Genomic DNA, 24,459 nt, shown 5'->3' with positions numbered 1-24,459 from the left:
CGTGCTGTCCGCGACCATCGCCGGCGTCGGCTACTGGAGCGATGGCCTGCCCGACTGGGCGGCGGCACGCACGTTCGCGACCGGCGGCGCGCTGCCGCAGGATCCGGCGACGCGGCCGGCGCCGCAGCTGCTGGCGCCCAACGAGCGCCGGCGCGCGCCGCCGTCTGTGCTGGTCGCGCTCGAGGTCGCGCTGGCCGCCTGCCGCGACGCCGCGCGCGACCCCGCAATGCTGCCCTCCGTCTTCGCCTCGACCCATGGCGACCTCGGCATCATGGACTACATGTGCGAGACGCTGGCCCGGGCGCCCACCGAGATCTCGCCGACCAAATTCCACAACTCCGTGCACAACGCCGCCGCCGGCTACTGGACCATCGGCAGCGGCTGCATGCGCACGACCACCGCGATCAGCGCGTACCGCGCCACCTTCGCGCAGGGGCTGCTGGAGGCACTGGTGCAGCTGGCGACCGATGCCGAGGCGGTGCTGCTGGTCGGCTACGACACCACCGCGTCCGGTCTGCTGTCGACGACGACCCGCAGCGAGGGCCTGCTCGGCGCCGCCCTGGTGCTCGCGCGCGAGGGTGCCGGGCCGCGGCTGTCCGCGCGGCTGCACGACGGCGACGCGCCCGCGGGCAGCGGGCCGCTGGCCCTGCGCGCGCAGGCCAATGCGATGGCGCCGATGCTGCCGCTGTTCGACGCGCTGGCTGCGGGCGCACACGACGCGATGCTGCATGCCGGACCGGGGCGCTCGCTGGTGCTGGACATCGCGCATGGCTGAGCAGCCGATCCTGCACCGCGGCAACGTGGCCGTGGTGATCCCGGCGCTCGACGAGGCCCTGCGGATCCGCGGGGTGGTCGAGGAAGCGCTGGCGCACGCCGACCTGGTGATCGTGGTCGACGACGGCTCCGAGGACGACACCGCCGCGATCGTGTCGGAGCTCCCGGCAATCCTGCTGCGCCATCCTCGGCGCGCCGGCAAGGGCCGGGCGCTGCGCAGCGGATTCGCCGAGGCGCTGCGGCGCGGCATGGCCGCCGTGGTCACGATGGACGGCGACGGCCAGCATCGCGCCGCGGACATCCCCCGGCTGGTCGCGGCGGCGAATGCGCACCCGCGCAACATCGTCAACGGCGCGCGCCTGCGCAAGCGCGAAACCCAGCCCTGGTACCGGCGCCTGGGCAACGATTTCGGCGACTGGGGCATCGCCTGGGCATGCGGCTTCCGCCTGCTCGACAGCCAGAGCGGGCAGCGGTTGTACCCCGCGCCGGTGCTCGCGCTCGGCGACGTGCCCGGCGAAGGCTTCGTGTTCGAAGCGCAGATCCTGGTCTCGGCGGCGCGGCGGCTCGGTTACGGCGTGGTGTCGGTGCCGGTGGAGACGCGCTACGCGGTCGCAGGATCGGACGAGCAGTTCCGCCACAGCCACTTCCGGCTGTTCCGCGACCTCTACCGGATCACCGCCCACGTGGTCGGGCAGGTGTGCGCGCACGGGCAGTTGCTGCGCCAGTACCGGCGCGCGCGGGCGCGGCCGCCGGTGATCTTCGATCCGGATGCATCCACGGAGACGACCGTGCCGGCCGTGAACGCAACCGCCGGTCGCGTGCGGTAGTCTCGCAGTCCCGCCCGCCGCCCCCGAGGCGACATGTCCCAGACTCCCGCACTCCGTACCGACGTCGCCATCCTCGGCGGCGGCCTGGCCGGGCTGACCCTCGCGCTGCAGCTGCGCCAGAGCGCGCCCTCGCTGTCGGTCACGGTCGTCGAGCGACGCGACCATCCGGTGCGCGAGGGCGCTTTCAAGGTCGGCGAATCCACGGTCGAGATCGGCGCCCATTACTTCGCCGACGTGCTCGGCCTGCGCGAACACCTCGAAACCGAGCAGATCCGCAAGTTCGGCTTCCGGTTCTTCTTCTCCGAAGGCAGCCAGGCGATCGACGGCTGCACCGAACTGGGCGTGAGCCAGCTGCTGCCGACGCCCTCCTGGCAGATCGACCGCGGCCGCTTCGAGAACTTCCTCGGCGAACGCGCCCGCGCACTCGGCGTCGATTTCCGCGACGGCGCGGTGGTGCGCGGCCTCGAGCTCGCGGAAGGCGACGACGAACACGTCGTGACCCTGGAACATGGGGGCCAGGCGCGGACGCTGCACTGCCGCTGGGTGGTGGACGCCAGCGGCCGCGCCGGCCTGCTCAAGCGCAAGCTCGACCTGGCCATGGCCAACGACCACGACGCCAACGCCGTGTGGTGGCGGGTGGACGGCTTCGTCGACCCAAACAGGTGGTCCTGCGACCCGGCCTGGCTGCAGCGCTGCGACCCGCCCGACCGCTGGCGCTCGACCAACCACATGTGCGGCCCGGGCTACTGGTTCTGGCTGATCCCGCTGGCCTGCGGCGCGCATTCGCTGGGCATCGTCTGCGACGCGAAGATGCATCCGCTGGAGACGATGAACACGCATGCCAAGGCCATGGGCTGGCTGCGCCGGCACCAGCCGCAGGTCGCCGCCAGCCTGGAGCAGGGCGAACACGCCCTGCAGGACTTCCTGTTCCTGCGGCACTTCTCCTACGGCGCGAAGCAGGTGTTCTCGACCCGGCGCTGGGCCACCACCGGCGAGGCCGGCGTCTTCCTGGACCCGTTCTACTCGCCCGGCAGCGACTTCATCGCGATCTGCAACACCTATATCTGCGACCTGATCGCGAAGGACGCCTCCGGTGCCGCGTTCGAGCCCTACGTCGCGCTCTACGAACAGCTGTATTTCTCGTTCTACGAGAACACCCTGACCCTCTACCAGGACCAGTACCCGTTGTTCGGCGACGAACGCGTGATGCCGCTGAAGGTGATCTGGGACTACACCTACTACTGGTCGCTGCTGGCGCCGCTGTTCTTCGCCGGCCGGCTGACCGACCTGGCCACGCTGGGGCGCCTGCGCCCGCTGTTCGAACAGGCGAGCGCGCTGAACCTGGCGGTGCAGCCGCTGCTGCGCGAATGGGGCCGGCGCAACGAGGGCCGCGAGGCACCGGCCCCGCGCCTGCTCGACCAGTTCCGCATCGACTGGTTCCGCGACATGAACGGCGCCCTGGCCGACAGGCTCGACACGCCGGCGTTCCTGGTGCGCATGGAAGAGAACGTCGCGCGCATGCACTGGCTGGCGGGCGAGTTGCTGCAGCGGGTGCGCGACGACTACCCCACGATCGGGGATTGCGGCCTGGAGGCGCTGCTGGCGGCCGGGCCAACGGGCAAAGCCTTGTCGCTGCCGGCCGACTGGTACGCGCAACAGGGCGTGGCCGCCTGAGGAGCCAGCCCCCACGCCCGCCGCCCAAGCGGGTGCGGGCGCAGCACGGCGCGGCGACCTACGGCGTGGCGGGCGTCCCGGGTGCGGGTGCGTCGGGGGTTACGGGCGCTTCGGGCGCTTCCACCGGCGGCGGGTTCGGCACCCAGACCGCGATTCCGTTGGCGTACTTCTGTTGCGGCGAGATGTTCACGCCGACGCCGACGCCCGAGAAACTGCTGCCGCCCACGCGGCCACCGCCGCCGCCGACGCTGACGCCGCCACCCCCATGGCCGTCGGCCGTGCCCTGGAACAGGATGCCGTTGGCCCCGAGTCGCGCGGCCTGTTCACGCAGCTTGCGCAGCACCGAGTCGGTCTTGTTCTGCTCGCCGTAGGTGAAGGCGCCGCTCTGCACTTCCAGGCGCGCGATCTCCTCGAAACCGCCAGGCGGCGGACCGTAGTACAGCCGCACCTGCGACGGATCGATCGGCGGGCGCGGGGTACCCGTGAGCACGTGGGACGTGGAGCAGGCCGCCAGCAGCACGATGGCGGCGAACAGACCGGGCACGACAAGACGGCGCATGACGGCGACTCCCGTTGGAATCCGGCCATGATCGGCCCGGCCTCGTGAACGCAGCGCGAGCCGGGCGCAGCGACGCCCTTGCGCGTTCAGCTCATGCCGCCGTCGATCCCGATCACCTGGCCATTGATGTAGCCGGCGTCGTCCGAACACAGGAACGCGACCAGCGCCGCAACCTCGTCCGGCGTGCCGGCGCGCGCCGCGGGCACCACCTGTTTCACCCGCTCTTCCGGGAACGCGGCGTCGGCCATGCCGCCGGCGATCACGCCGGGCGCGACCACGTTGGCGGTGATGCCGCGCGAACCCATCTCGCGCGCGAGCGACTTGGTCGCGCCGTGCAGCGCCGCCTTGGCCGCGGCGTAGTTGCTCTGGCCGCGGTTGCCGAGCACGGCCGCCACGCTCGACACGCTGACGATGCGGCCCCAGCGCATCCGCGCCATCGGCAGCAGCAGCGGCTGGGTGACGTGGAAGAAGCCGTGCAGCGATACATCGATCACCCGCCGCCACTGTTCGGCGGACATCCCGGCCATCGGCGCGTCGTCGTGGATGCCGGCGTTGTTGACCACGGCCTGGATCGCGCCGCCCGCCAGCAGGGCCTCGATCGCGGTGCCCGCGGCCTCGCCGTCGGCGACGTCGAACGCGATCGATTCCGCACTGCCGCCGGCTTCGCGGACCTGCTCGACCACCGCCTCGGCGCGTGCGCGGTTGGCGTTGGCATGCACGATCACGTGCCACTGGGCGGCCGCGAGCCGCCGGCAGATCGCGCCACCCAGGTCGCCGCTGCCGCCGGTGACGAGTGCTCGTCTCATGGGGTATCCGCCGGGAGAAAACGGCGATTATGCGGCGTTGCGCGAATCATGGGTGTGCCGCGCATCCGGAACGGGCGTTCTCGCGCGGCGCGTCCACGCGTGGCGTCACCCAAACACCCGGGCCTGCGGGGCAGGATCCAACCCCCAGGCTCCGGGCCTATGCGCCGAGCATCACCGTGGCCCGGCCGGCGGCGAGCAGGGTGTCGTCATGGCGGATGCGGAATGCGTACTGCTGGCTGGCCTCGCCCGCGGCGAGCTGCTCGGCGTCGCATTCGATCGCGCCGGGAAGCTCGTCGATGCGCACCACATGCAGGCGCAGGTCGCGCAGCGCCACCAGCAGGCCCGGGCGCGCGATCCCGCCCGAGGCACGCGCCAGCAGGCCGCCGTGCACCGCCATCGCCTGCGCACCGTACTCGCCCAGGTGCAGCGCGCGCAGCATGCCGTCGCTGCGCAGCGGGTGCGCCGCGTCGCGGTGGTTCGCCGCGCGCAGGCGGATGCGCTGCGCGTCCCAGTCCAGCACCTCGTCCCACAGGCACATCGCATGCTTGTGCGGGACCAGTGCCTCGATCGCGCCGCGGTCGAGCACGCGCTTCATGGCGTCTGCGTCATGCATCCGCGCCCGCTCGGCCCGCCGCGACCGGACCGGTCATCGTATCCACGCGTCCGCGCCGTCGCGACACCAGCAGCGCCAGCACGAAGTTGAACAGCACGCCGAGCGCGACGGTGCTGCCGATCGCGCGCAGCACCGGGATCGACGACAGCGCGAGCAGGCTGAACACCAGCAGGGTCATCAGGCTGCAGACGATCACCGCGTGCAGCGTGCGCAGCTGGTCGTCGCGGTCCTCGCCGGCGTGTTCGAAGAACAGCGCGTAGTCCAGGCCCAGCCCGGCGGCGAGGATCAGCGAGACCAGGTGGAACAGGTTGAGCTCGACCCCGGAACCGCGCAGGACGGCGAGCACCAGCAGCGTTGTCAGCGCCATCGGCAGCAGCACGCGCGCCACACGCCCCGGCGCGCGCAGCGCGATCCAGACCGTCGCCACCAGCGCCAGCGCGGCCAAGGCGAGCGCGCCCAGCACGCGCGTGCGGTAGTCGGCCACCAGCGACTCGGAAGCCTGCTTCATGTCGAGCAGGCGCGCGTCGTGGGCCTCGGCCACCTGCGCCACCGCAGCCACGTCCTGCAGGCCGCTGAGCGAGACCAGCGCGGTCGCGTGCCGCTCGCCCTCGATCAGCAGGCCGGCGACGCTGGTCGCGAGCGGAGAGCCGGCGAGGTCGCGCGGCTGCAGCGGTAGCGCGCCGCGGGCGGTCGCGACGTCGGCGACGAAGTCCTCGAAGGCATCGGCGCGGAACGGCGAATCGGCGAGCGCGGCATCGAGCGAAGCGCGCAGTGCGTCCACCTCCGGCAGCGCCTGCTGGCGCGCGCGCTGCACCGCCGCGCTGGGCAGATAGCGCGCGGCCAGGTCGTAGCCGTCGATGGCGCCCTGCGTCACCAGCGCATCGAGCGCGGGGCGCAGCCGCTCGCTGCCGGCCAGCGCGGCCTGCGCGTCGGCCCCCTGCACGGTGAGCACGTAGCGCACGTCCGGCGCGCCGAGCTCCTCGCGCAGCTGCGCGTCGCGCTGCAGCAGCGGTTCCGGCACGGGCGTGAGCCTGGACAGGTCGTTCTGCCAGAACGCGCCGGGACTGAACGCGACCACCGCCAGCGCCACCAGTGCCACCGGCAGCAGCGACGCGCGCGGCCGCGGCAGCCGCTCGATCCGCTGCCACAGCGCCTGCAGCCGCGGCGAGTGCGCGATGTCGGGCCGTCCCGGATCGATCAGCCCGGGCAGCGCGTAGCGCGTGCACAGCGCCGCGGCGGCGAGCGCGACGATGGTGAACACCGCGAGCTGGCGCAGGCCGTCGACCCCGGAGAACAGGAAGGTCAGGTAGGCGATGCAGGTCGCGACCACGCCGGTCGCCAGCGCCGGCCACAGCGCGCGCACGCTGCGCCACGGCGAGAGGCCGGCGCGCTGGTGGCTGAAGAAATGGATCGGATAGTCCTGGACCACGCCGATCAGGGTGAAGCCGAAGGCGATGGTGATGCCGTGGACGCGGTCGCCGAACAGCAGCACCAGCACGACCAGGCCGGCGAGCCCGGCGCTAGCCAGCGGCAGCACGCCGAGCAGCGGGATCTTCCAGCTGCGGTAGGCGACGAGCAGCAGCAGGACCAGGCCGATGCTGTCGACGGTGCCGATCCAGCGCGCCTCGCGCGCGGTGCGCGTGCCGATCTCGTCGGCGAAGGCGCCCGGGCCGATGATCTCGAGTTGCGACGATGCGCCTTCGCGCGCGGCGGCGAACGCGGCCTCGACCGCGTCGACGGCCTCGCGCTGGCCGTCGGGATCGAAGCCTGCCGCGCGCGTCTCGACCAGCAGCAACGCCTGTTCCCCGGCGCGGTCGAACCAGGCCCCGTGCAGGGTCTGCGGCGCGTGCGCCGGCAGCCAGGCTTCGGCGAGCTTCAGCATCTCGAGCGTGGGATCGGAAGCCAGCAGCGGTTCGACCAGGTCGGCCGCGGGCGAGCCCAGGTCCTGCACGCGCGCGTCGAGTTCGCCGCGCAGGAACGCCTCGTCCAGCGGCTGCGTGTCGAGCGTGGGCGAGAGCAGGTAGCGGTACGGCCGCAGCCGCTCGGGGATCGCCTCGAGCCCGACGCTGGCGCCATTGGCGACGAACACGAAGCGCGCATCCGTGGCGAGCGTGTCGCGCATCGCCAGCGACTGGGCGGCCAGGGTCTCCACGTCGGCGCCGGACAGGGCGATCAGCAGCAGCCGCGAACCCGGGCCTTCGCCGAGTTCGTCGATCAGAAGCTTCTGTTCGGGCGTGCGCGCGTCGGGCAGGAAACGGCGCAGGTCGCCGCTGAACGTCAGCGACTGCGACAGCCACGCGCCCGCGGCCAGCAGCAGGCCCAGCCACGCCAGCGCCCAGGCCAGGCGCGCGCGTGCGCTCATCCGGCGATATCGCCGTCGCGGCACAGGGCGGCGATGTCTGCGGTCTCTCCGGCGCGGGTCGCGGCCTCCGCAGCCGACCCCATCAGCGTGCGCTGCGCGTCGCCCTTCGCCGGCGTGGTCACGATGCAGTGCAGCTCGTCGCCGCTTCCGTACAGGACCAGGTCGCGCAGGCGCGCGGCGAGCTTGCGATCGCGCGGCACCAGGCGCAGGGCCCAGCGCTCGCGCGTGCCCTGCGCGTCGAGCGTGTAGTGCGCGCGCAGCGCGGTGGCGTCGCCGGCCAGCAGCGCACCGAAACTGTTCTGCAGCGCCGCCAGTTCCGGCGCACGCGACAGCGCGAAGCGGCGCTCGGGCTTGCCGGCGCGCGCGAGGGTCGCCTGGCCGTCGCGGAGGGTGGTGGTCTCGACATAGGGCTTGCGCACTTCGCGCACCAGGGTGCCGGCATCGGGGCGGCGGTACTCGCCTTCCAGCCGCAGCGGGCTCTTCAGCATCGGCGACTCGCGTACCTCCACGAACGGCGTGGCGGCCGGCACCGGTCGTGCCAGCGCGCGCAGGATCGCGTCGCTATCGGGGCCGGCCTGCGCCCACGCCGACGGCGCGATCGCGAGCAGGCACGCCGGCAGCCAGCGCCAGCGCTTGCGGATCGCCGGACGCGGCGGGTTCGGGTTGTTGAGCGGATGGGTCGACATGCCAGAAGTCGTAGAAGTTGAACCAGTTGTAGGGTGCCTGCCGCGCATGATGTTCCAGCCGCGCGGCGTAACCGCGGATAAGCGCGCCCAGCGCCTCGCCGCGGCGCCCGCGCGGCAGGTCGATGCCGTCGCTGCAGGGCTCGAACACGAGCTCGTAGTGGTTGCCGCCGCGGTACAGGCCGAAACCGAGCACGATCGGCAGCTTGAGCACCGCCGCCATCTGCCACGGCGCCAGCGGGAACGGCGCCGGCTTGCCGAAGAACGGCGCCTGGACCGTGGGCTGACCCGGCAGGCTGCGGTCGACCAGCAGCGCCACCAGCGCACCTTCCGCCGCCGCCTGCTGGATCTGCAGCATCAGCGCCGGCCCGTCCTGGCTGGCGTCGATCACGCCGGCGGCGATCTCCGGCGCCAGCGCGTCGAGCATCTGCGTCAGCGCCTTGCCGTGCGCCTTGTCCAGCACCACGCGCAGCTTCAGGCCCGGGCGCTCGCGCGACAGCGCGCGCATCGCCTCGAAGCTGCCCAGGTGCGAGCCGAACAGCAGCACGCCGCGGCCCTCGTCGACCTTCGCAGCCAACGCGTCGATCCCGCGCACGTCGACGCGGAAGCGGCGTTGCGTCTCGTCGAGCAGGAACACCCGGTCGAGGATGGTCGAGGCGAAGGTGTGCACGTGGCGGGCGCCGTCGAGCAGCCGCGCCGGCCGCCCCAGCGCGCGTTCGAGAAAGGCGATCGAGGCCCGGCGCTCGGGGCCGCGCCGCAACAGGAAGTACAGCGTGGTCGGGTACAGCAGCAGCCGCGCCAGCGTGCGCCCGCCGTGGCAGGCGACCGCGCGGATCAGCCACAGCGCCAGGCGCCCGCCACCCTCGGGGCGCTGTTTCCAGTCCCCGCTCATGCCGGCGCCGCCTCGGCGACGATCTCGCCAGTGGCGATCGTTGCTTCCCCGCGCAGCACGCGGAACCGCCAGCGCCCGGCCGGAGCCGTCGCCACGGGTTCGAGCTCGATCCTGGCCAGCTGGCCCGGCAGCAACGGCTGCAGGAACTTGACCTGCGGCAACCGCAGCGGCGGCAGCGGGCCGGACGCGCTTTCGATCGCCGCGACCACGCGGTCGAGCACCACCACCCCCGGCACCACCGGGCGACCGGGGAAATGCCCGGGCAAGGCGGGATGGCCGGCGTCGACCACGAACTCCATGCCGCTCATTGCAGCTCCCGCAGCATCGCCACGACCTGCGCCTGCGCACGTTCGGCCAGCGCCTGGCGCGCCACCGGCCGGCCTTCGTCGCGCACCGGCAGCGGCGTGCCGAAGCGGACCCGGATCGTGCCCGGCCGCACCCGGAAGAAGCCGTCCACCGGCAGCACCCGGCCGGCGCCGTGCAGCGCCACCGGCACCACGGCGACCCCGGCATCGATCGCCGCCTGCAGCGAACCGGCCTTGAACGGCGCCACCTCGCCGTTGCGGCTGCGGGTGCCCTCGGGGAACAGGCACAGGCGATGGCCCCGTGCCAGCAGCGCCGCCGCCTCGCGGCGGAACATCGCCCCGGCGCGCGCGTTGTCGCGGACGATGAACAGCATGCCGGTGGCGCGGGCATACCAGCCCACGAACGGCACCCGCTTCATCTCCTCCTTGAGCAGGAAGCGCAGCGGCACCGGGATCGCGCGGAACAGGGCGCAGATGTCGATCACCGACTGGTGGTTGGCGACGAACAGGCAGGGCTTCGACCAGTCGACGCGCTCCAGCCCCTCCACCCGCAACCGCGCCCCTGCCCCCCACAGCAGACCCGGCGCCCAGCAGCGCGCGGCCATGCGCAGCGGCAATCGTGCCTGCGGACCGGAGAACGGACGCAGCAGCAGCGCCAGCGTGATCCAGCCCGCCGTCCAGGCCAGCGTGAACGCGAACTGGATCGTGTTGTATACCCGCCACATCACGCGTCCTGCCCCCGCACGTCCCGCGTCCCTTCGGGACATCGGCCCCGGCTGTTCGTCACACAGGATACCGTCGCCCGGCGCGCGCTCGCCCGAAGCGCTCCCTGCGGCGGCATCCGGCGGGCTCATCGCAGGAAATCGCGCCAGAACGCCGGCCCGAGGCCGCCGAGGCGGCGCAGGAAGCCGACGAACCCCTGGTGGCGCTCGGGAAACCGGTGGCGGCGCCACTGGAATTCCAGCACGAAGAACCCACCGACCACGCCGTAGGTCAGCAGGTTGGCGAGCCACGACCACTGTTCGTGCGTGATCGGCCACGGCGGGGCGATGCCGACCTGCGCCAGCAGCCCGCCGGGGCTCGCCAGCAGCGCCAGCACCAGGTTGGCCAGTCCGAGCAGCACCAGCACCCCGGCCCAGAGCGCGGTCAGGCGGCGTGCATAGGCGGCCACGTCGGCAGGCAGGCGCTCCGGCGACACCCCGTCTAGCCCCGACACGATCCGGGTGATCAGCGGCACCCGCCCCGGCTGCAGGCTGCGCCCGAACACCCAGGCCACCAGCGCCACGAACACCACCGGCACCAGCAGCAGCGGCAGGGTGGCCAGTCCCTGCCGGTACAGCCACCACGCCGCCGCGGAAGAAACCGCCGCCAGCGCGAGCGCCCAGGGCCGCAGTCGCAGCACCGGCTGCGCCAGCACCAGCGCCACCAGCACCAGCAAGGCCGCCAGCGCCAGGCGCGCGTCGCCGCCGGCGCTGGCGCCGTGCGCGAGCAGCGCATAGGCCACCGCCAGCGCGATCTGCAGGGCGAGGATCAAGTCTTCACGTCGTCCGGTGCTGCTGGACGTGTTCGGACAACGCCCGCAGCGAAGCGAAGATGCGCCGGTTCTCGTCGTTGTCCGAGCGCAGCTGGAAGCCGTAGCGCTTGCTCACCGCCAGCGCCAGTTCCAGCGCGTCGATCGAGTCCAGCCCCAGCCCGGCGTTGAACAGCGGCGCCTCGGGATCGATCTCCGCCGCCGCCACGCCGTCCAGGTTCAGGCTCTCGACCAGCAGTTCGGCGAGTTCGCGTTCGGCATCGGTTTGCTCGGGCATGGCAGCGGTGGCTTCGGACAGGACCCGCAACGATCCTGCATCGCGTCTCCTTGCGCAAGCGCGCCGGGGCCGTTCAGGAACAGGGCGGCGTCCCGTTCACGCACGCGGCACCGGCAGGGCGGTGCCGGGCGTCCGCTATCATGCGCACCCGCCCTGACGCCCGTACCCACCCGCAACCGGATGGCCAGCCCCGACCCGACCGCCACCCTTGCCACCGGCACCGAAGACTGCGACGTCCTGGTGATCGGAGGCGGCCCGGCCGGCAGCACCGCGGCCACCCTGCTGGCGCGTCGCGGCTGGCGGGTGGTGCTGCTGGAGAAGGACAGGCACCCGCGTTTCCACATCGGCGAGTCGCTGTTGCCGATGAACATGCCGATCCTCGCCGAACTCGGGGTGCTCGAGCAGGTGCGCGCGATCGGCGTGCACAAGCCGGGCGCCGACTTCCCGCTCCCCGAAACCGACGGCAGGCACCACGTCGTCCGTTTCTCGCGGGCGCTGGAGCCGCGCCACGACTCCGCCGTGCACGTGCGCCGCGACCAGTTCGACGCGCTGCTGTTCGAACATGCGCGCGCGCTGGGGGTGGATGCGCGCGAACGCACGCGGGTGGCCGAGGTCGCGTTCGGCCCCGGCGAACGGCCGCACCTGGTGAGTGCGGTGGATGCCGACGGCACACGCCGGCAATGGCGCCCGCGCTACGTGGTCGACGCCAGCGGCCGCGACACCTTCCTGGCCAGCAGCCGCAAGCTCAAGCGCAGGGATCCGAAGCACCAGTCGGCGGCACTGTTCAGCCATTTCCGGGGGGTCGAACGCCACCCGGGCGCGGACGCGGGCAACATCACCGTGGCGCGCTTCGACCAGGGCTGGCTGTGGCTGATCCCGCTGCCGGACGGGATCGTGAGCGTTGGCGCCGTGTGCTTCCCCGAGTACCTGCGGCAGCGCAACGACGGCGGCACGCGCATCGACAACGAGACCCTGCTGATGCGCACCCTGGAGTCCAACCCCGGGGTGTGGGCGCGGATGCGGGGCGCGCAGCGCGTGGCGCCGGTGCATGCCACCGGCAACTATTCCTACGGCGCCACGCGCATGGCCGGCCCCGGCTGGATCCTGGTCGGCGACGCCTACGCCTTCGTCGACCCGATCTTCTCCTCGGGCGTTTACCTGGCGATGGACGGCGCGCGCCAGGCGGCGAACGTGGTCGACGGCGCGCTGCGCGAGCCCGCGCGCGAGACCGCCCTGCAGCGGGCGATGCAGGTCCGGCTCGAACGCGGCCTGCGCCACTTCAGCTGGTTCATCCATCGCTTCAACACGCCGGTGATGCGGCGCCTGTTCGCCGCGCCGCGCAACGACTGGCAGCTGGAGCAGGCGGTGATCTCGATGCTGGCCGGCGACGTGTTCGACAACCGCCGGGTGCACTGGCGGCTGTACCTGTTCCGGCTGGTGTACGCACTCAACGCGGTCGCGATCGCGCCGCGGGCGCTGCGCGGCTGGCGCGACCGCCGCCGCCAGGTCCGGATCGCGTTCGCCGGCGACACCCTGCACGAGGGCAATCCGTGAGCCGCCCCGTGCCGCTGCCGCCCCGCGTCGCGCCGCGCCTGCGCGTGGAATACGTCGATGCGGCCAGCGCGCCTGAACTGCTGACGCAGTCCGACGTGCTGGCCGTGCTCGGCTTCGGCGAACAGGCACCCCGCCTGCGCGACCCGCGCTACCTGCGCGTGCCGCTGCAGCCGCACGGCGAGGCGAAAGTGGAGGTCTGGCATGCGCTGGCGCCGGTCGACAGCGGCCGCGACGGCGAGATCGCGTGGTCGTGCGACGGCCAGCTGCTGTTCGGTGCGATCGAGGTCGACGAGCCGGACGGCCACACCGGCGACGGCGACAACAGCGGCATCGTCATGGCAGCCGAGCATGCCTACCGCGAACTGACGCGGTTCGTCGGCGGCAGCGACTACCCGCACCTGCTGCGGGTCTGGAACTACCTCGATGCGATCACCCTGGGCGACGGCGACACCGAGCGCTACCGCCAGTTCTGCATCGGACGCGCGCGCGGCCTGGGCGATTTCGACGCCAGCGCCCTGCCTGCGGCCACCGCGATCGGCCGCTGCGACGACGCCCGCACCATCCAGGTGTACTGGCTGGCCGCGCGCGAGCCGGGCACGCCGGTGGAGAACCCGCGGCAGGTCAGCGCCTACCGCTATCCACGCGAATACGGGCCGCAGCCGCCGAGCTTCGCCCGCGCGATGCTGCCGCCGCATGGGGGCGCGATGCCGCTGCTGCTGTCGGGGACCGCGGCGGTGGTCGGCCACGCGTCGCAGCACGCGGGCGCACTGCTGGCCCAGCTCGACGAGACCTTCGCCAATTTCGACGCCCTGCTCGGCGCAGCGCGTACGTGCCGGCCGGGGCTGCCGGCGCAGTTCGGCGCGGGAACCCGGCTGAAGGTGTACGTGCGCGACCACGACGACCTGCCGCTGGTGGCCGCCGCGCTCGACGACCGCTTCGGCGATCGGGTACCGCGGATCCTGCTGCACGCCGCGATCTGCCGTCGCGAACTGGCGATCGAGATCGACGGCGTGCACGACGCCGGCTGACGCGTCGAGGGGCTTGCGGGGGAGATGCCCGACCCTCCGCACCGCCGCACCCGGCCGGCGTCCGCTTGCATCGGTCACGTTCGGGCCGCATCGTCCGTCCGGGATGCATGGGCATCCGGCCCGGTACAGGAGCACACCATGGGAATGATCAGCCTGGTCTGGGGCATCGTCGCGTTGATCTGGATGGTCCTCGCGCTGATCCCGCTGGTCGGCATCACCAACTGGCTGCTGATCCCGTTCGCCGCGGTGGGCGCGATCACCGCCGCGATCGGACTGCTGTTCACCCGCACCGGGCGACGCGGCCGCGCCAAGGCGGGGCTGGTGATCAACGGCATCGTCATCTTCGTGGCGATCTGGCGACTGGGGCTGGGCGGCGGCCTGATCTGAGCCGCCTCCGGGCCCCGGGCCATGGCGCGTAGAATGCGCGCCATGGCCTATCCCGATACCCGCCTGCGGCGGATGCGCCGCGACGAGTTCTCGCGCCGGCTGATGCGCGAGACGACGCTCAGCGCCGACGACCTGATCTATCCGGTGTTCGTGCACGGCGCGGACGGGCGCGCCGCGGTGGCGTCGATGCCGGGCGTCGAACGCCTGTCGGTCGACGAACTGCTGCGCGTCGCCGAGGCCGCCAGCGAGCTGCGGATCCCGGCGCTGGCGCTGTTCCCGGTGACCGACCCCGGGGCCAAGTCGCTCGACGCGGCCGCGGCCTGGGACGACGACGGCCTGTGCCAGCGCGCGGTGCGCGCGCTCAAGGCGCGCTTCCCGCAGCTGGGCGTGATCACCGACGTCGCGCTCGATCCCTACACCTCGCACGGCCAGGACGGCCTTGTCGACGACGACGGCTACGTGATGAACGACGCCACCGTCGACGCGCTGGTGAAGCAGGCGCTGTCGCACGCGCGCGCCGGCGCCGACGTGGTCGCCCCCAGCGACATGATGGACGGCCGCATCGGCGCGATCCGGCTCGCGCTGGAGGCCGACGGCCACGTCCACACCCGCATCCTCGCCTACGCGGCCAAGTACGCATCGGCCTTCTACGGCCCGTTCCGCGATGCGGTGGGCTCGGCCGCCGCGCTCGGCAAGGCCGACAAGACCACCTACCAGATGGACCCCGCCAACGCCGAGGAGGCGCTGCGCGAGGTCGCGCTCGACCTCGACGAGGGCGCGGACATGGTGATGGTCAAGCCGGCCCTGCCCTACCTCGACATCGTGCGCCGGGTGAAGGACGCCTTCGGCATGCCGACCTTCGCCTACCAGGTGAGCGGCGAGTACGCGATGCTCAAGGCCGCCGCCGGCAACGGCTGGCTCGACGAACGCGCCTGCGCGCTGGAGGCGCTGCTGTCGATCAGGCGCGCCGGCGCAGACGGCGTGCTGACCTACCACGCGCTCGACGCGGCGCGCTGGCTGCGGGCGGGCGCATGATCCGTCGCGCCGCCATCGCCGACATCCCCGCCATCGCCGCGCTGTCATCACAGCTCGGCAGTCCGGTCGACCCCGAGACGATGCCGGGCCGGCTGGCGCGGATCCTCGACCTCGCCACCCATGCGGTGTTCGTGGCCGAAGGCGATGCCGGCCCGTGCGGCTTCGCTGCCGCCGAGCACCGGTTGCTGCCTTCGGGCGAGTGGGTCGAGCTGGGCTCGCTGGTGGTCGACGCGCAGGTTCGCAGGGGCGGCATGGGCACCCAGCTGGTCGCCGCGGTCGAAGCCTGGGCACGGCGCCGCGGCGTGGACCGCGTGCGGGTCCGCGCCAGCCTGGCGCGCGAGGCCGCGCACGACTTCTATCCCGCCCTGGGCTACGAGCGCACCAAGACCCAGCACGTCTACACCCGGACGGTGCGCTGAACCGGCCTTGGTCCGGGTAGACTCGGGGCGGGGTCCACGCAGGGAAATCGGTCCGCCATGAGCAGCAGCCATTACGCGGTCTTCGGCCACCCCGTCGCGCATACGCTGTCGCCGCACATCCATGCGGCGTTCGGCCGCCAGACGGGGATCGCGCTGCGCTACGAGGCGATCGACGCGACCCTCGCCACCTTCTTCGACGCGCTGGAGGCCTTCGCCGCCGCCGGCGGCGTCGGCGCCAACATCACCCTGCCGCTGAAGGAATCGGCCTTCGCCCTGAGCGCAACCACCACCGAGCGCGCGCGTCGCGCCGGCGCGGTGAACACCCTGGCCCGCATCGAAGGCCAGTGGCACGGCGACAACACCGACGGTGCCGGGCTGGTGCGCGACCTCACCGAACGCCGGGGCCTGGACCTGCGCCAGCGCCGCACCCTGCTGATCGGTGCCGGCGGGGCCGCGCGCGGGATCGCGCCGTCGCTGCTCGATGCCGGCATCGGCGAGCTGTTCATCGTCAACCGCACCCCCGAACGCGCCGACGCGCTGGCCGACACCCTCGGGCAGCCTGGCCGGGTGCATCCGCGCTACCTCGCCGACCTGCCGTCGCTCGGCGAATTCGGCCTGATGATCAACGCCACCTCGGCCGGCCGCGACGGCCGCACCCCGCGACTGCCGATGTCGCTGCTGGGCTCGCGCTGCGCGGCGGTCGACCTGAGCTACGGCGAAGCCGCGATCCCGTTCCTGGCCTGGGCCCGCGCCAGCGGCGCGCACGAGGCGATCGACGGCCTCGGCATGCTGGTCGAGCAGGCCGCGGAAAGCTTTGCCCTGTGGCACGGCGTGCGCCCGCACACCGACGCGGTCTACGAAGAGCTGCACGCGCGGCATGCGGCGCTGGTGACGGCGGACTGATCGCGGGCAGGGACGATCACGGCGTAACGGGGGCCGGACGCCGCAGGCTCGTCGCTACTGGTTGCCGGCTACTGGCAGGAGATTTCTCCCTTCGGTCGAAATGACAACGCTGAGGAATGTCCGGTGCTGTACGGTGAGGGCGTACGCGGCGCTGTACGACCGCGGTGAGGGAATGCCCACTGCTGTACGACCGCGGTGAGGGAATGCCCACTGCTGTATGACCGCGGTGAGGGAATGCGCACTGCTGTATGAGGACGGTGAGGGAGTGCCCACTGCTGTGTGACGACGGTGAGGGAATGCGCGGCGCTGTTGACGAAGTGGCGGGGAGGTCGGTGCTGTCATTTCGACCGAAGGGAGAAATCCAGCCCCAGGTCGCGCCAATCCGGATTCATCGACGCCACCAGCGCGTCCTTCTTCTCGCGCCGCCACTTCTTGATCTGCTTCTCGCGCTCGAGCGCCGCGAGCACGTCCGGGGTCTCCTCGAAATACACCAGCGTGTCCACGCGATACCTGGCCGTGAAGCCGGGGACCGCGTGCGTGCGGTGTTCATGCAGCCGCCGGACGAGATCGTTGGTCATGCCGATGTACATGACCTTGCGGGTGCGGTTGGTGAGGATGTAGACGAAGTAGCGGCATTCCCTGGGCATGCAGTTCCTCCTTGAACGTTCCATCGCTCTGGTCGATAGCAGGCTCCGGACGAGATTTCTCCCTCCGGTCGAAATGACACGGGGGGAGGGAATTCCCGATCCCGCCATTTCGACCCAACCCGTCCGTTGAAAGCCCTACCTGTCCGTTCCACCCAGTCTGTTCGTTGAAAATCCTACCTGTCCGTTCGACCGAACCTGTCATTTCGACCGAAGGGAGAAATCTGCTTCACGCACCACCGGCCAGTCGATCCCGACTACAGCAGCCCCTCGCGCTTGATCGCCAGGTAGCGCTCCACCAGCGCCGCCGGCAGCTGCGCCGCGGTCACGTCCAGCACCGTCACGCGATGGCGGCGCAGGGCGTCGTGCGCGGCAGCGCGCTGGGCGAGATAGCGCGCGGTGGCGCCGGCGCGCACGGCGGCGGAGATGTCGTGCACGTCCTGCTCGAGCACTTCGTCGAGCGCGCGCTCGCGCAGCGAGGCCACCACCACCAGGTGCCGCTTCTGCAGCATGCGCACCGCGGCCAGCACGTCCTCGATGTCCTCGTCGCGCAGGTTGGTCACCAGCATCAGCAGGCCGCGCCGGCGCTGGCGCAGCGACAGTTCGGTGGCGGCGGCGAGGTAGTCGGTCGCCACCGGCTGCGGCTGCAGGTCGTAGCTGGCGCGCAGCAGGGTGTCGATCGCGGCCATGCCGCGTTGCGGCGGCACCCAGCGGCGCTCGCCGCCGGTCGCGAACAGGCCGACCGCATCGCCCTGGCGCAACGCCAGGTAGGCGACCAGCAGCGAGGCGTCGAGCGCGTGGTCGAAATGCGCCAGCGCGTCCCCTTTGCCCGAAGTTCCGGGATCGCGCGCCAGCATGCGCCGGCCGGTGTCGAGCACCACCACCAGTTGCTGGTTCTTCTCGTCCTGGTATTCGCGCGAGATGAGCTTGCGCGCGCGCGAGGTCGCCTTCCAGTCGATCTGGCGCAGGCTGTCGCCCACCCGGTATTCGCGCATCTGGTGGAAATCGGTACCCTCGCCACGCCGGCGCCGCACGTGCGCGCCCATCATCCTTGAGGCCTGCTCGGCGCTGACCAGCGCGAACTTCGCCAGCGGGGCGAAATCCGGGAAAACGCGCACGCGCCGGCTCGCGCCGGCCAGGCACAGGCGTCGCCACAACCGCAGCGGCGAATGCAGCACCAGGTGCACGCCGTCGAACGCGAACGCGCCGCGCGCGTTGGGCCGCAGCCGGTAGCCGACGCTCGACACCAGCCCCGGTTGCAGCGCGAGCCGCCGCGGCAGGCCGCTCACCTCCCAGCCGCCCGGATGCAGGTCGTGCACATCCACGCGCACGCGTTGCGCGCCCGGCTCGAGGTGCAACTGCACTTCGCGCTCGACCCCCAGCGCCATCGCCTCGGGCACGCTGCGCGACACGTCGGGCACGCCGATGCGCCACAGCAGCGCCAGATCGACGAACGCCAGAATCGCCAGCCCCGCACCCGCGATCGCCCATGCCGATGCCGGCAGCCAGCCGAGGCTGGCCGCAGCGCCCACCAGGCACCAGGCGACGGCGCAGGCGACCAGGGCGGGCGCGGGGCGCGGCAGGAAGCGTCGATGGACGTGCGCGGGACTCATTTGCGCGGCGCGTCCACCCTGGCCAGCAGCGCATGCAGCACCTGGTCCGCGTCCTGGCCTTCGATCTGCAGCTCGGGTGCCAGCGCGATGCGGTGCCGGAGGGCCGGTTTGGCGACTTCGCGCACGTCGTCGGGCGTGACGAAGCCGCGTCCCGACAACACCGCCTGCGCGCGCGCCGCGCGCACCAGCGCGAGGCTGCCACGCGGCCCCGCGCCGAGCGCGATGCCGGGCCAGGTACGGGTCGCGGCGGCGACGCGCACCGCGTAGTCGATCACCGCGGCATCGAGCGTGGTCGCCGCGGTGCCCAGCTGCAGCGCCACGATCGCGCCGGCGTCGAGCACCTGCGCCACCTGCGACAGGTCGAAGCCGGCGGCGACGCTGCCGTCGCTGACGGCGGTCACCATCGCCACCTCGTCGGCGTGCGCGGGATAGTCGATCAGCACCTTGAGCAGGAAGCGGTCGAGCTGCGCTTCGGGCAGCGGATAGGTACCTTCCTGCTCGACCGGATTCTGGGTGGCCAGGGTCATGAACGGCGGCGGCAGCGTGAAGCCCTGCCCTTCGATCGTCACCTGCTGCTCCTGCATCGCCTCGAGCAGCGCCGACTGGGTCTTGGCCGGCGCGCGGTTGATCTCGTCGGCCAGCAGCAGGTTGGTGAAGATCGGGCCGCGGCGCACGCTGAAGGTCTCGCTGCGCACGTCCCATACCGCATGGCCGCTGATGTCGCTGGGCATCAGGTCCGGCGTGAACTGCACGCGGGCATGGCCACAGCCGAGCGCACGCGCCAGCGCGCGCACCAGCAGGGTCTTGCCCAGCCCGGGCACGCCCTCGATCAGCACGTGGCCGCCGGCCAGCAGCGCGACCAGGATCTGGTCGAGCACGTCGGCCTGGCCGATGAAGGCCTTCGCCACCTCGTCGCGCACGCGCGCGACCTGCTGCACCAGGGCGTCGCCGGTGATGGGGGTCGGCGCGGAATTGCTCTCGGTCATAGTCGTCTTCTCATCTCGATGAGTCGGGCCACCCGCAGGCGGAAGTCGTTGCCGTCGCGCGGGCGCGGGGAACGCAGCGCGTGTTCGATGTCGGGCGCGGGCATGCCGGTGCGCGCGGCGATCGCCTCCGCGCGCGCGACGCCGTCGAGCGCCGCGGCGTAGGGGTCGCGCCGGCGCAGGCGGTCGAGGAAGGCGTCGCGCATCGCCGCGTGCAGCAGCGATGCGCGGCCGTAGCGGCGCAGGTGCTCGCCGCTGGCCTGCACGTGCTCCAGCAGCGACCGCCGCGCCTGCGCCGGCGGCGGCATCGCCGGACCGATCCGCTGCACGCGCATCCACAGCCATGCCAGCAGCGCCAGCAGCAGCGGCGCCCAGGCCATCCACGCGTGCTCGAGCAGCAGGCGCCACAGCGGCGGCACGTCGGCGGCGTAGACCAGGTGGATGCTGCCGCGGCCGTAGTTCGGATCGAGCAGCTGCCGCGCCAGCGCCGCGTGCGGCGCTTCGGCGAGCTTGTCGTTCTCGAGGAAGTCTAGCGAGGCCAGCACGTCGACCCGGCCGGCCCCGTACGCCTGCCGCGCGAACACGAAGCCGTCGGCGAAATCGCCCCACGAGAGCATCGGATCGATTCCGCGCAGGGTGAAGCGGGTGCCGCCGCAGAACTCCACGTGCCGCTCCTGCCCCGGCACCTGGAACGCCTCGCACCCGCCGGCGCCGGGCAGCAGCGCCAGGCCGAGCCTCGGCAGCAGGTCGGACGGGCGCGGCGCGGAAAGCCGGCGCCCCCGCGGCGTCGACACGATCAGGTGTCCGCCCGAATCCACCCACGCCAGCAACATCTCGACCTCGCGCGCGGCGAGCGTGCGCGGATCGCCGAACAGCAGCACGGTGTCATGCGCGCCAGGCGCGTGCGCGGCGAGGTCGAGCCGCTGTCGGGACTCCACTGCGATGCCGTCGGCCTGCAGCGCGCGCCGCAGCGCGTACAACGGGTTGTAGGCCGCCTCGCCGGCCGGCGGCAACGGCACCGTGCGTTCGACCCGCTCGAAGTGGTGCAGCCACCACGCCACCAGCACCCCCAGGCACAGCAGTCCGAGCAGCCCCAGGGCAGCCCGCGGCACGCGCCCGTTCATCGCGCCCACCCGAAGCGTTGCGACAGCTCGCCGAGCAGCGACTCGAATTCCTCTTCCGCCGGCAGGTGGCGCGCGTAGGCGGCGTATTGCCAGACGCGGACCATGCGCGCGAACGCATTGCGGTCGTCGGCGTCGGGCAGGCCGCGCGAGGCGCGCAGGCACTGCGCCTCGGTCGCACCCGGCACGAGGGTGACGCCGGCACGCGCGACCATCGCCTCGACGCTGCCGCGGTACAGCAACGCCAGCGCACGCCGCGGCCGGCCCTCGCGCCACAGCCGGCGCGCTGCCGCGGCGAGATCGGCAGGCAAGGCCTCGGCATCGGGCGCGGCGACCTGCACGATCGCGCTTTCCGGCGTGGGCGCCGCGCGCAATCCGCGCATCCACGGCCACCAGCGCTTCGCGGTGAGGGCCAGCGCCAGCAGCAGCAGTCCGAGCAGCAGCCACAGGCCGTACTCGCCGATCACCGCGATCACCCGTCCTGCCGCCAGCAGCCAGGGCGGCGCCTTCGACGGCGGCTCGGGTTCGCTGCGGTCGCGGCGCTCCCAGCTGCGCTCGACGCGGCTGCGGTCGAGCAGCGGGTCCTCGTAGGCGCGCTTGACCGCCTGGCGGAAGGGACGGTCGTCGACCACCGCGTCTTCGCCGAAGACCCGCTCCAGCGTCGACGCCTCGCCATCCACCGGCCCCGCTTCGGGGGACTTCGGCGGCAGGTGTGCGGCGCGCTCGCGCTCGTCCTGGATGCGTTGCGTCGCCTGCGCGGCGGCGGGCGGCGGCGCCAGCAGCACCAGCCCCAGCAGGCAGGTCGCCAGCGCCAGGCCCGCCACCTGTGCCAGGCGCGCGCGCATCCGCCGCAACGCGAGCTCGATGTCCCAGGCCTCGATCCGCACCCGGCGGCTGAGATAGAGCCCGAAACCGGCACCGACCAGGAACGGTTCGATGATCGACAGCGCCAGCCAAAGCGCGGCGTTGAACGCGAGCTGCGCACCGCGCGGTGGCTCGTCCACCACCAGCGCCCACATCGCGCGCGCCGACTCCGACAGCAGCTCGGCCGGCACGAACATCAGCACCAGCGACAGCAGCGAGGCCAGCAGCGACAGCACGAACAGCTGGCACACCAGCGCGAGCAGGAAGGCATGTCCCTGGATGCCGTCGATCACGATCCGGCGACGCGCCCGTAGCGCCTCGCCCTCGATCCCTTCCAGCAGTTCCACCGGCATCGCGATGCAGCGCCACGGGCTCAGGCGCGCCCACGACAGTCGCGCGCCGATGCCGCGCCAGCCCCAGCCGCGCTGTGCCGCGAGCGTCTGGCTTGGCGTGGGTGGCTCGTCGAACACCGCGCGCGAGAGCACGAACAGCACGATCCGGTCGAACAGCGGCAGCAGCCACCACATCGCCAGCGCCGCCAGCCACAGTGCGTCGATCGCCCACGCGGCGGCATTGAGCAGCACGAACAGCGGCAGCGTGGCCGCCGCCCACGGTCGCCAGATCGCGCCGGCATGCCGGCGCACCAGGGCCATGCCCAGTTCCACCGCCTCCCAGGGCAGGCGCGGCCGCAGTTCGACCCGGACCTGGTCAAGGCGCATGCGGCGATGCCCCGTTGCGCTGGTGTCCACCACGGCGCGACGCCAGGACGGGCGGACCCGCCCTCGCCGTCCGCCCGCCCGGCCGCCCGGGACGGCGCTGCCACGCAGGCGCGTCGTCGCCTCGCCCGCCCAGCGCCAGCCAGCCCAGCACCAGCGCCCACAGCACCCCGCCGACGCCGAACTTCACCGCGGCCGGGATCGAGCCGGTCGAGGACCAGAACGCCTCCACGAACGCCGCGAACAGCAGCATCGCCAGGATCCCCAGGCACAGCCTGGCGCCGACCCGGCCGGCCTCGACCAGCGCGTCCACACGCCGCAGCCGCCCCGGCGCCAGCAGCGCCAGCCCCAGCCGCAGCCCGGCGGCCCCGGCGATCACGATCGCCACCAGTTCCGGCGCCGAATGCCCGGCCACGAAGCGCCAGAACGGATCGCCATGGCCGATCGCCTGCAGGTGCCCGGCGACCACCCCGAACACCACCCCGTTGAACACCAGCACGAACGCCGTGCCCACGCCCGCCAGCAGCCCGGCGGCGAAGGTGCGGAAGCCGATGCTGATGTTGTTGAGGATGTAGTGGCCGAACATCGCCATGTCGGTCCCGCTCTCGCGGCCGAGCTTGTGGGTCGGGTCGGCCGGGTCGTACATCGACTCGAAGCGCGCCAGCTCCTGCGGTTCGAACACGCTGTGTACCAGCTCCGGCCATTGCTGCACGGCCAGGAACAGCACCAGTGTCGGCAGCGCGAACAGAGCCGCCGACAGCCACAGGCAACCGCGCTGCGCGCGCACCAGGCGCGGGAAGTCGGCGACCAGGAAGCGCAGCGCGCGCCGCCAGGGCAGCGGTGGCGGGCGGTAGAGCACGTCGTGTCCACGCTGCATCAGCGCCTGCAGGTGCTCGACCACCTGCGGGCTGTAGCCGCGCCGCCGCGCCAGCGCGAGCTGCTGGCAAAGACGGCGGTAGCGAGCGGGCATGTCCTCGTCGCGCAGGCCATCGGTGCCCGGCGCCACGCGCACGCGATCGGTTCGTCCCCCCCGCCGTTCCAGCCACGCTTCGAAGTCGCGCCATTCGCCCGAGTGCCGCGCGACGAACGCCTCCTGCCTCACGACGCACGCCCCAGCAGCCAGTGGGCGATGCCGAACAGGCGACGCATGCCGGCTTCGCCACGGCTCCCGGTCAGCGGCGCGGCGATGTCGGCCAGTTCCTGCCGGCGTTGCGGCGTGAGTGCCCACGCGCGTTCGGCGAAGGCGATCACCGCCGCCTGTTCCCCGGGCAGCAACGGCGCGGCCGGCACCGTCGCCGGGCCGGCCGGCAGTTCCACCGGACCACGTGCGCGCGGCACGTGCACCACCATCGTCCGCGCCACCACGTCGCCGAGCCGCCGCCCCCACGGATCGACCAGGCTCGAGGCCAGGCCGAAGGCGTAGCCGAACGGCAGCATGTCGACGGTCCGCATCAGGTTGCGCACGAACGAGGCCATCCAGCCCACCGGCGCGCCGTCGGCGGAAACCACGCGCAGGCCCAGCGCGCGCTTGCCCGGGGTCTGCCCGTCCCACAGCGCCTCGAACGCCACCGGGTACGCCCAGATCACCACGAACAGGAACACCAGGTACACCCCGGTGCCGAAGCGGCCGAGCAGGGCGAGGAACATCGAGGCCAGCAGCACCAGGCCGGCGCGGATCGCCAGATCGATCAGCCACGCGAACGCGCGCGGCACCGGACCGGCCGCATGCAGCCGCAGCGCGACGCCTTCCGGTGTATGGATTTCGCGGACCGTATCGAGCATCAGGCCGCCACCGCGCCATGCACGGCCACCGCGTCCGCTGCGGTCGTCCCCACTTCCAAGTTTCAGCCTCCCCGCCGGCCGCGTCGATCCCCAGGCACGAGGCTACC

Annotated in this window: 26 protein-coding genes; 9 read left to right on the top strand and 17 right to left on the bottom strand. The window is 72.6% G+C overall.

All coding sequences use genetic code 11. The annotated features are described in order from the left end of the window. Position 1: 1 nt before the first annotated feature. From FZO89_RS11435 to FZO89_RS11425, 3 genes are read left to right on the top strand one after another with little or no spacing between them, the layout of a single operon-like run. A complete protein-coding gene (locus FZO89_RS11435; protein ID WP_149104146.1) occupies positions 2–775 on the top strand; it encodes a beta-ketoacyl synthase chain length factor in 774 nt (257 codons plus the stop codon). After that, complete coding sequence (locus FZO89_RS11430; protein WP_149103373.1) at positions 768–1,601, top strand: glycosyltransferase family 2 protein; 834 nt, start codon at positions 768–770, stop codon at positions 1,599–1,601. The genes FZO89_RS11435 and FZO89_RS11430 overlap by 8 nt, the downstream gene beginning before the upstream one ends. A 33-nt stretch (positions 1,602–1,634) precedes the next feature. Next, a complete protein-coding gene (locus tag FZO89_RS11425; protein ID WP_149103372.1) occupies positions 1,635–3,275 on the top strand; it encodes an NAD(P)/FAD-dependent oxidoreductase in 1,641 nt (546 codons plus the stop codon). 58 nt (positions 3,276–3,333) lie between these two features. Here the strand turns inward: FZO89_RS11425 and FZO89_RS11420 are convergent, their stop codons facing one another. The 10 genes from FZO89_RS11420 to FZO89_RS11375 form a co-directional block, all read right to left on the bottom strand. After that, positions 3,334–3,834: a hypothetical protein gene (locus FZO89_RS11420; protein WP_262378623.1), complete on the bottom strand. Its 501-nt coding sequence runs from the start codon at positions 3,832–3,834 to the stop codon at positions 3,334–3,336. 86 nt (positions 3,835–3,920) lie between these two features. Continuing rightward, a complete protein-coding gene (gene fabG / locus FZO89_RS11415) occupies positions 3,921–4,640 on the bottom strand; it encodes a 3-oxoacyl-ACP reductase FabG (protein WP_149103371.1) in 720 nt (239 codons plus the stop codon). Positions 4,641–4,797: 157 nt separating this feature from the next. Next, complete coding sequence (locus tag FZO89_RS11410; protein WP_149104145.1) at positions 4,798–5,226, bottom strand: hotdog family protein; 429 nt, start codon at positions 5,224–5,226, stop codon at positions 4,798–4,800. Between the two features lie 19 nt (positions 5,227–5,245). Next, positions 5,246–7,615, bottom strand: a complete 2,370-nt coding sequence (locus tag FZO89_RS11405; RefSeq protein ID WP_149103370.1) for an MMPL family transporter — start codon at positions 7,613–7,615, stop codon at positions 5,246–5,248. Then, positions 7,612–8,145: a LolA-related protein gene (locus FZO89_RS11400; protein WP_316247553.1), complete on the bottom strand. Its 534-nt coding sequence runs from the start codon at positions 8,143–8,145 to the stop codon at positions 7,612–7,614. Before FZO89_RS11400 ends, FZO89_RS11405 begins: the two co-directional genes overlap by 4 nt. Before the next feature lie 31 nt (positions 8,146–8,176). Next, positions 8,177–9,190: a lysophospholipid acyltransferase family protein gene (locus FZO89_RS11395; RefSeq protein ID WP_149103369.1), complete on the bottom strand. Its 1,014-nt coding sequence runs from the start codon at positions 9,188–9,190 to the stop codon at positions 8,177–8,179. Next, positions 9,187–9,489, bottom strand: a complete 303-nt coding sequence (locus FZO89_RS11390; protein WP_149104143.1) for an ApeI family dehydratase — start codon at positions 9,487–9,489, stop codon at positions 9,187–9,189. Before FZO89_RS11390 ends, FZO89_RS11395 begins: the two co-directional genes overlap by 4 nt. A 5-nt stretch (positions 9,490–9,494) precedes the next feature. Further along, the gene (locus FZO89_RS11385) at positions 9,495–10,220 is read right to left on the bottom strand and encodes a lysophospholipid acyltransferase family protein (RefSeq protein WP_262378621.1); all 726 of its coding nucleotides are present in this window, start codon (positions 10,218–10,220) and stop codon (positions 9,495–9,497) included. Between the two features lie 125 nt (positions 10,221–10,345). After that, the gene (locus tag FZO89_RS11380) at positions 10,346–11,029 is read right to left on the bottom strand and encodes a ketosynthase (RefSeq protein ID WP_149103367.1); all 684 of its coding nucleotides are present in this window, start codon (positions 11,027–11,029) and stop codon (positions 10,346–10,348) included. 4 nt (positions 11,030–11,033) lie between these two features. Further along, on the bottom strand, positions 11,034–11,303 hold the full coding sequence (locus tag FZO89_RS11375; protein ID WP_149103366.1) for a phosphopantetheine-binding protein: 270 nt from the start codon (positions 11,301–11,303) through the stop codon (positions 11,034–11,036). 180 nt (positions 11,304–11,483) lie between these two features. Here FZO89_RS11375 and FZO89_RS11370 point away from each other — a divergent pair, with 180 nt between their 5' ends. From FZO89_RS11370 to aroE, 6 genes are all read left to right on the top strand, one after another. Beyond that, positions 11,484–12,857, top strand: coding sequence for an NAD(P)/FAD-dependent oxidoreductase (locus tag FZO89_RS11370; protein WP_149103365.1), 1,374 nt, complete (start codon positions 11,484–11,486; stop codon positions 12,855–12,857). Next, entirely contained in the window at positions 12,854–13,885 is a 1,032-nt protein-coding gene (locus FZO89_RS11365; protein WP_187471132.1) for a chorismate transformation FkbO/Hyg5 family protein, read from the top strand. Before FZO89_RS11370 ends, FZO89_RS11365 begins: the two co-directional genes overlap by 4 nt. Before the next feature lie 144 nt (positions 13,886–14,029). After that, complete coding sequence (locus FZO89_RS11360; protein WP_187471194.1) at positions 14,030–14,272, top strand: hypothetical protein; 243 nt, start codon at positions 14,030–14,032, stop codon at positions 14,270–14,272. Positions 14,273–14,314: 42 nt separating this feature from the next. Continuing rightward, a complete protein-coding gene (hemB, locus tag FZO89_RS11355) occupies positions 14,315–15,307 on the top strand; it encodes a porphobilinogen synthase (protein WP_149103363.1) in 993 nt (330 codons plus the stop codon). Continuing rightward, positions 15,304–15,726: a GNAT family N-acetyltransferase gene (locus FZO89_RS11350; RefSeq protein ID WP_149103362.1), complete on the top strand. Its 423-nt coding sequence runs from the start codon at positions 15,304–15,306 to the stop codon at positions 15,724–15,726. Before hemB ends, FZO89_RS11350 begins: the two co-directional genes overlap by 4 nt. 57 nt (positions 15,727–15,783) lie before the next feature. Continuing rightward, positions 15,784–16,629, top strand: coding sequence for a shikimate dehydrogenase (gene aroE, locus FZO89_RS11345; protein ID WP_149103361.1), 846 nt, complete (start codon positions 15,784–15,786; stop codon positions 16,627–16,629). A gap of 338 nt (positions 16,630–16,967) precedes the next feature. Here aroE and FZO89_RS11340 read toward each other — a convergent pair whose 3' ends face one another. The 7 genes from FZO89_RS11340 to FZO89_RS11310 form a co-directional block, all read right to left on the bottom strand. After that, complete coding sequence (locus FZO89_RS11340; protein ID WP_149103360.1) at positions 16,968–17,276, bottom strand: GIY-YIG nuclease family protein; 309 nt, start codon at positions 17,274–17,276, stop codon at positions 16,968–16,970. 254 nt (positions 17,277–17,530) lie between these two features. After that, the gene (locus tag FZO89_RS11335) at positions 17,531–18,886 is read right to left on the bottom strand and encodes a DUF58 domain-containing protein (protein WP_149103359.1); all 1,356 of its coding nucleotides are present in this window, start codon (positions 18,884–18,886) and stop codon (positions 17,531–17,533) included. Then, on the bottom strand, positions 18,883–19,872 hold the full coding sequence (locus FZO89_RS11330) for an AAA family ATPase (RefSeq protein ID WP_149103358.1): 990 nt from the start codon (positions 19,870–19,872) through the stop codon (positions 18,883–18,885). Before FZO89_RS11330 ends, FZO89_RS11335 begins: the two co-directional genes overlap by 4 nt. Beyond that, positions 19,869–20,981 carry a DUF4350 domain-containing protein gene (locus FZO89_RS11325; RefSeq protein ID WP_262378619.1) on the bottom strand — a complete coding sequence of 371 codons (1,113 nt, stop codon included), beginning with the start codon at positions 20,979–20,981 and terminating at the stop codon, positions 19,869–19,871. The genes FZO89_RS11330 and FZO89_RS11325 overlap by 4 nt, the downstream gene beginning before the upstream one ends. 8 nt (positions 20,982–20,989) lie before the next feature. Further along, the gene (locus FZO89_RS11320) at positions 20,990–22,573 is read right to left on the bottom strand and encodes a DUF4129 domain-containing protein (RefSeq protein WP_149103356.1); all 1,584 of its coding nucleotides are present in this window, start codon (positions 22,571–22,573) and stop codon (positions 20,990–20,992) included. Further along, on the bottom strand, positions 22,563–23,672 hold the full coding sequence (locus tag FZO89_RS11315; RefSeq protein ID WP_149103355.1) for a stage II sporulation protein M: 1,110 nt from the start codon (positions 23,670–23,672) through the stop codon (positions 22,563–22,565). The genes FZO89_RS11320 and FZO89_RS11315 overlap by 11 nt, the downstream gene beginning before the upstream one ends. Beyond that, positions 23,669–24,352, bottom strand: a complete 684-nt coding sequence (locus FZO89_RS11310) for an RDD family protein (protein WP_149103354.1) — start codon at positions 24,350–24,352, stop codon at positions 23,669–23,671. Before FZO89_RS11310 ends, FZO89_RS11315 begins: the two co-directional genes overlap by 4 nt. Positions 24,353–24,459 lie beyond the last annotated feature (107 nt).

Source organism: Luteimonas viscosa (assembly GCF_008244685.1).
Lineage (GTDB): Bacteria > Pseudomonadota > Gammaproteobacteria > Xanthomonadales > Xanthomonadaceae > Luteimonas > Luteimonas viscosa.
This window is presented reverse-complemented; position numbering and strand designations above follow the sequence as displayed.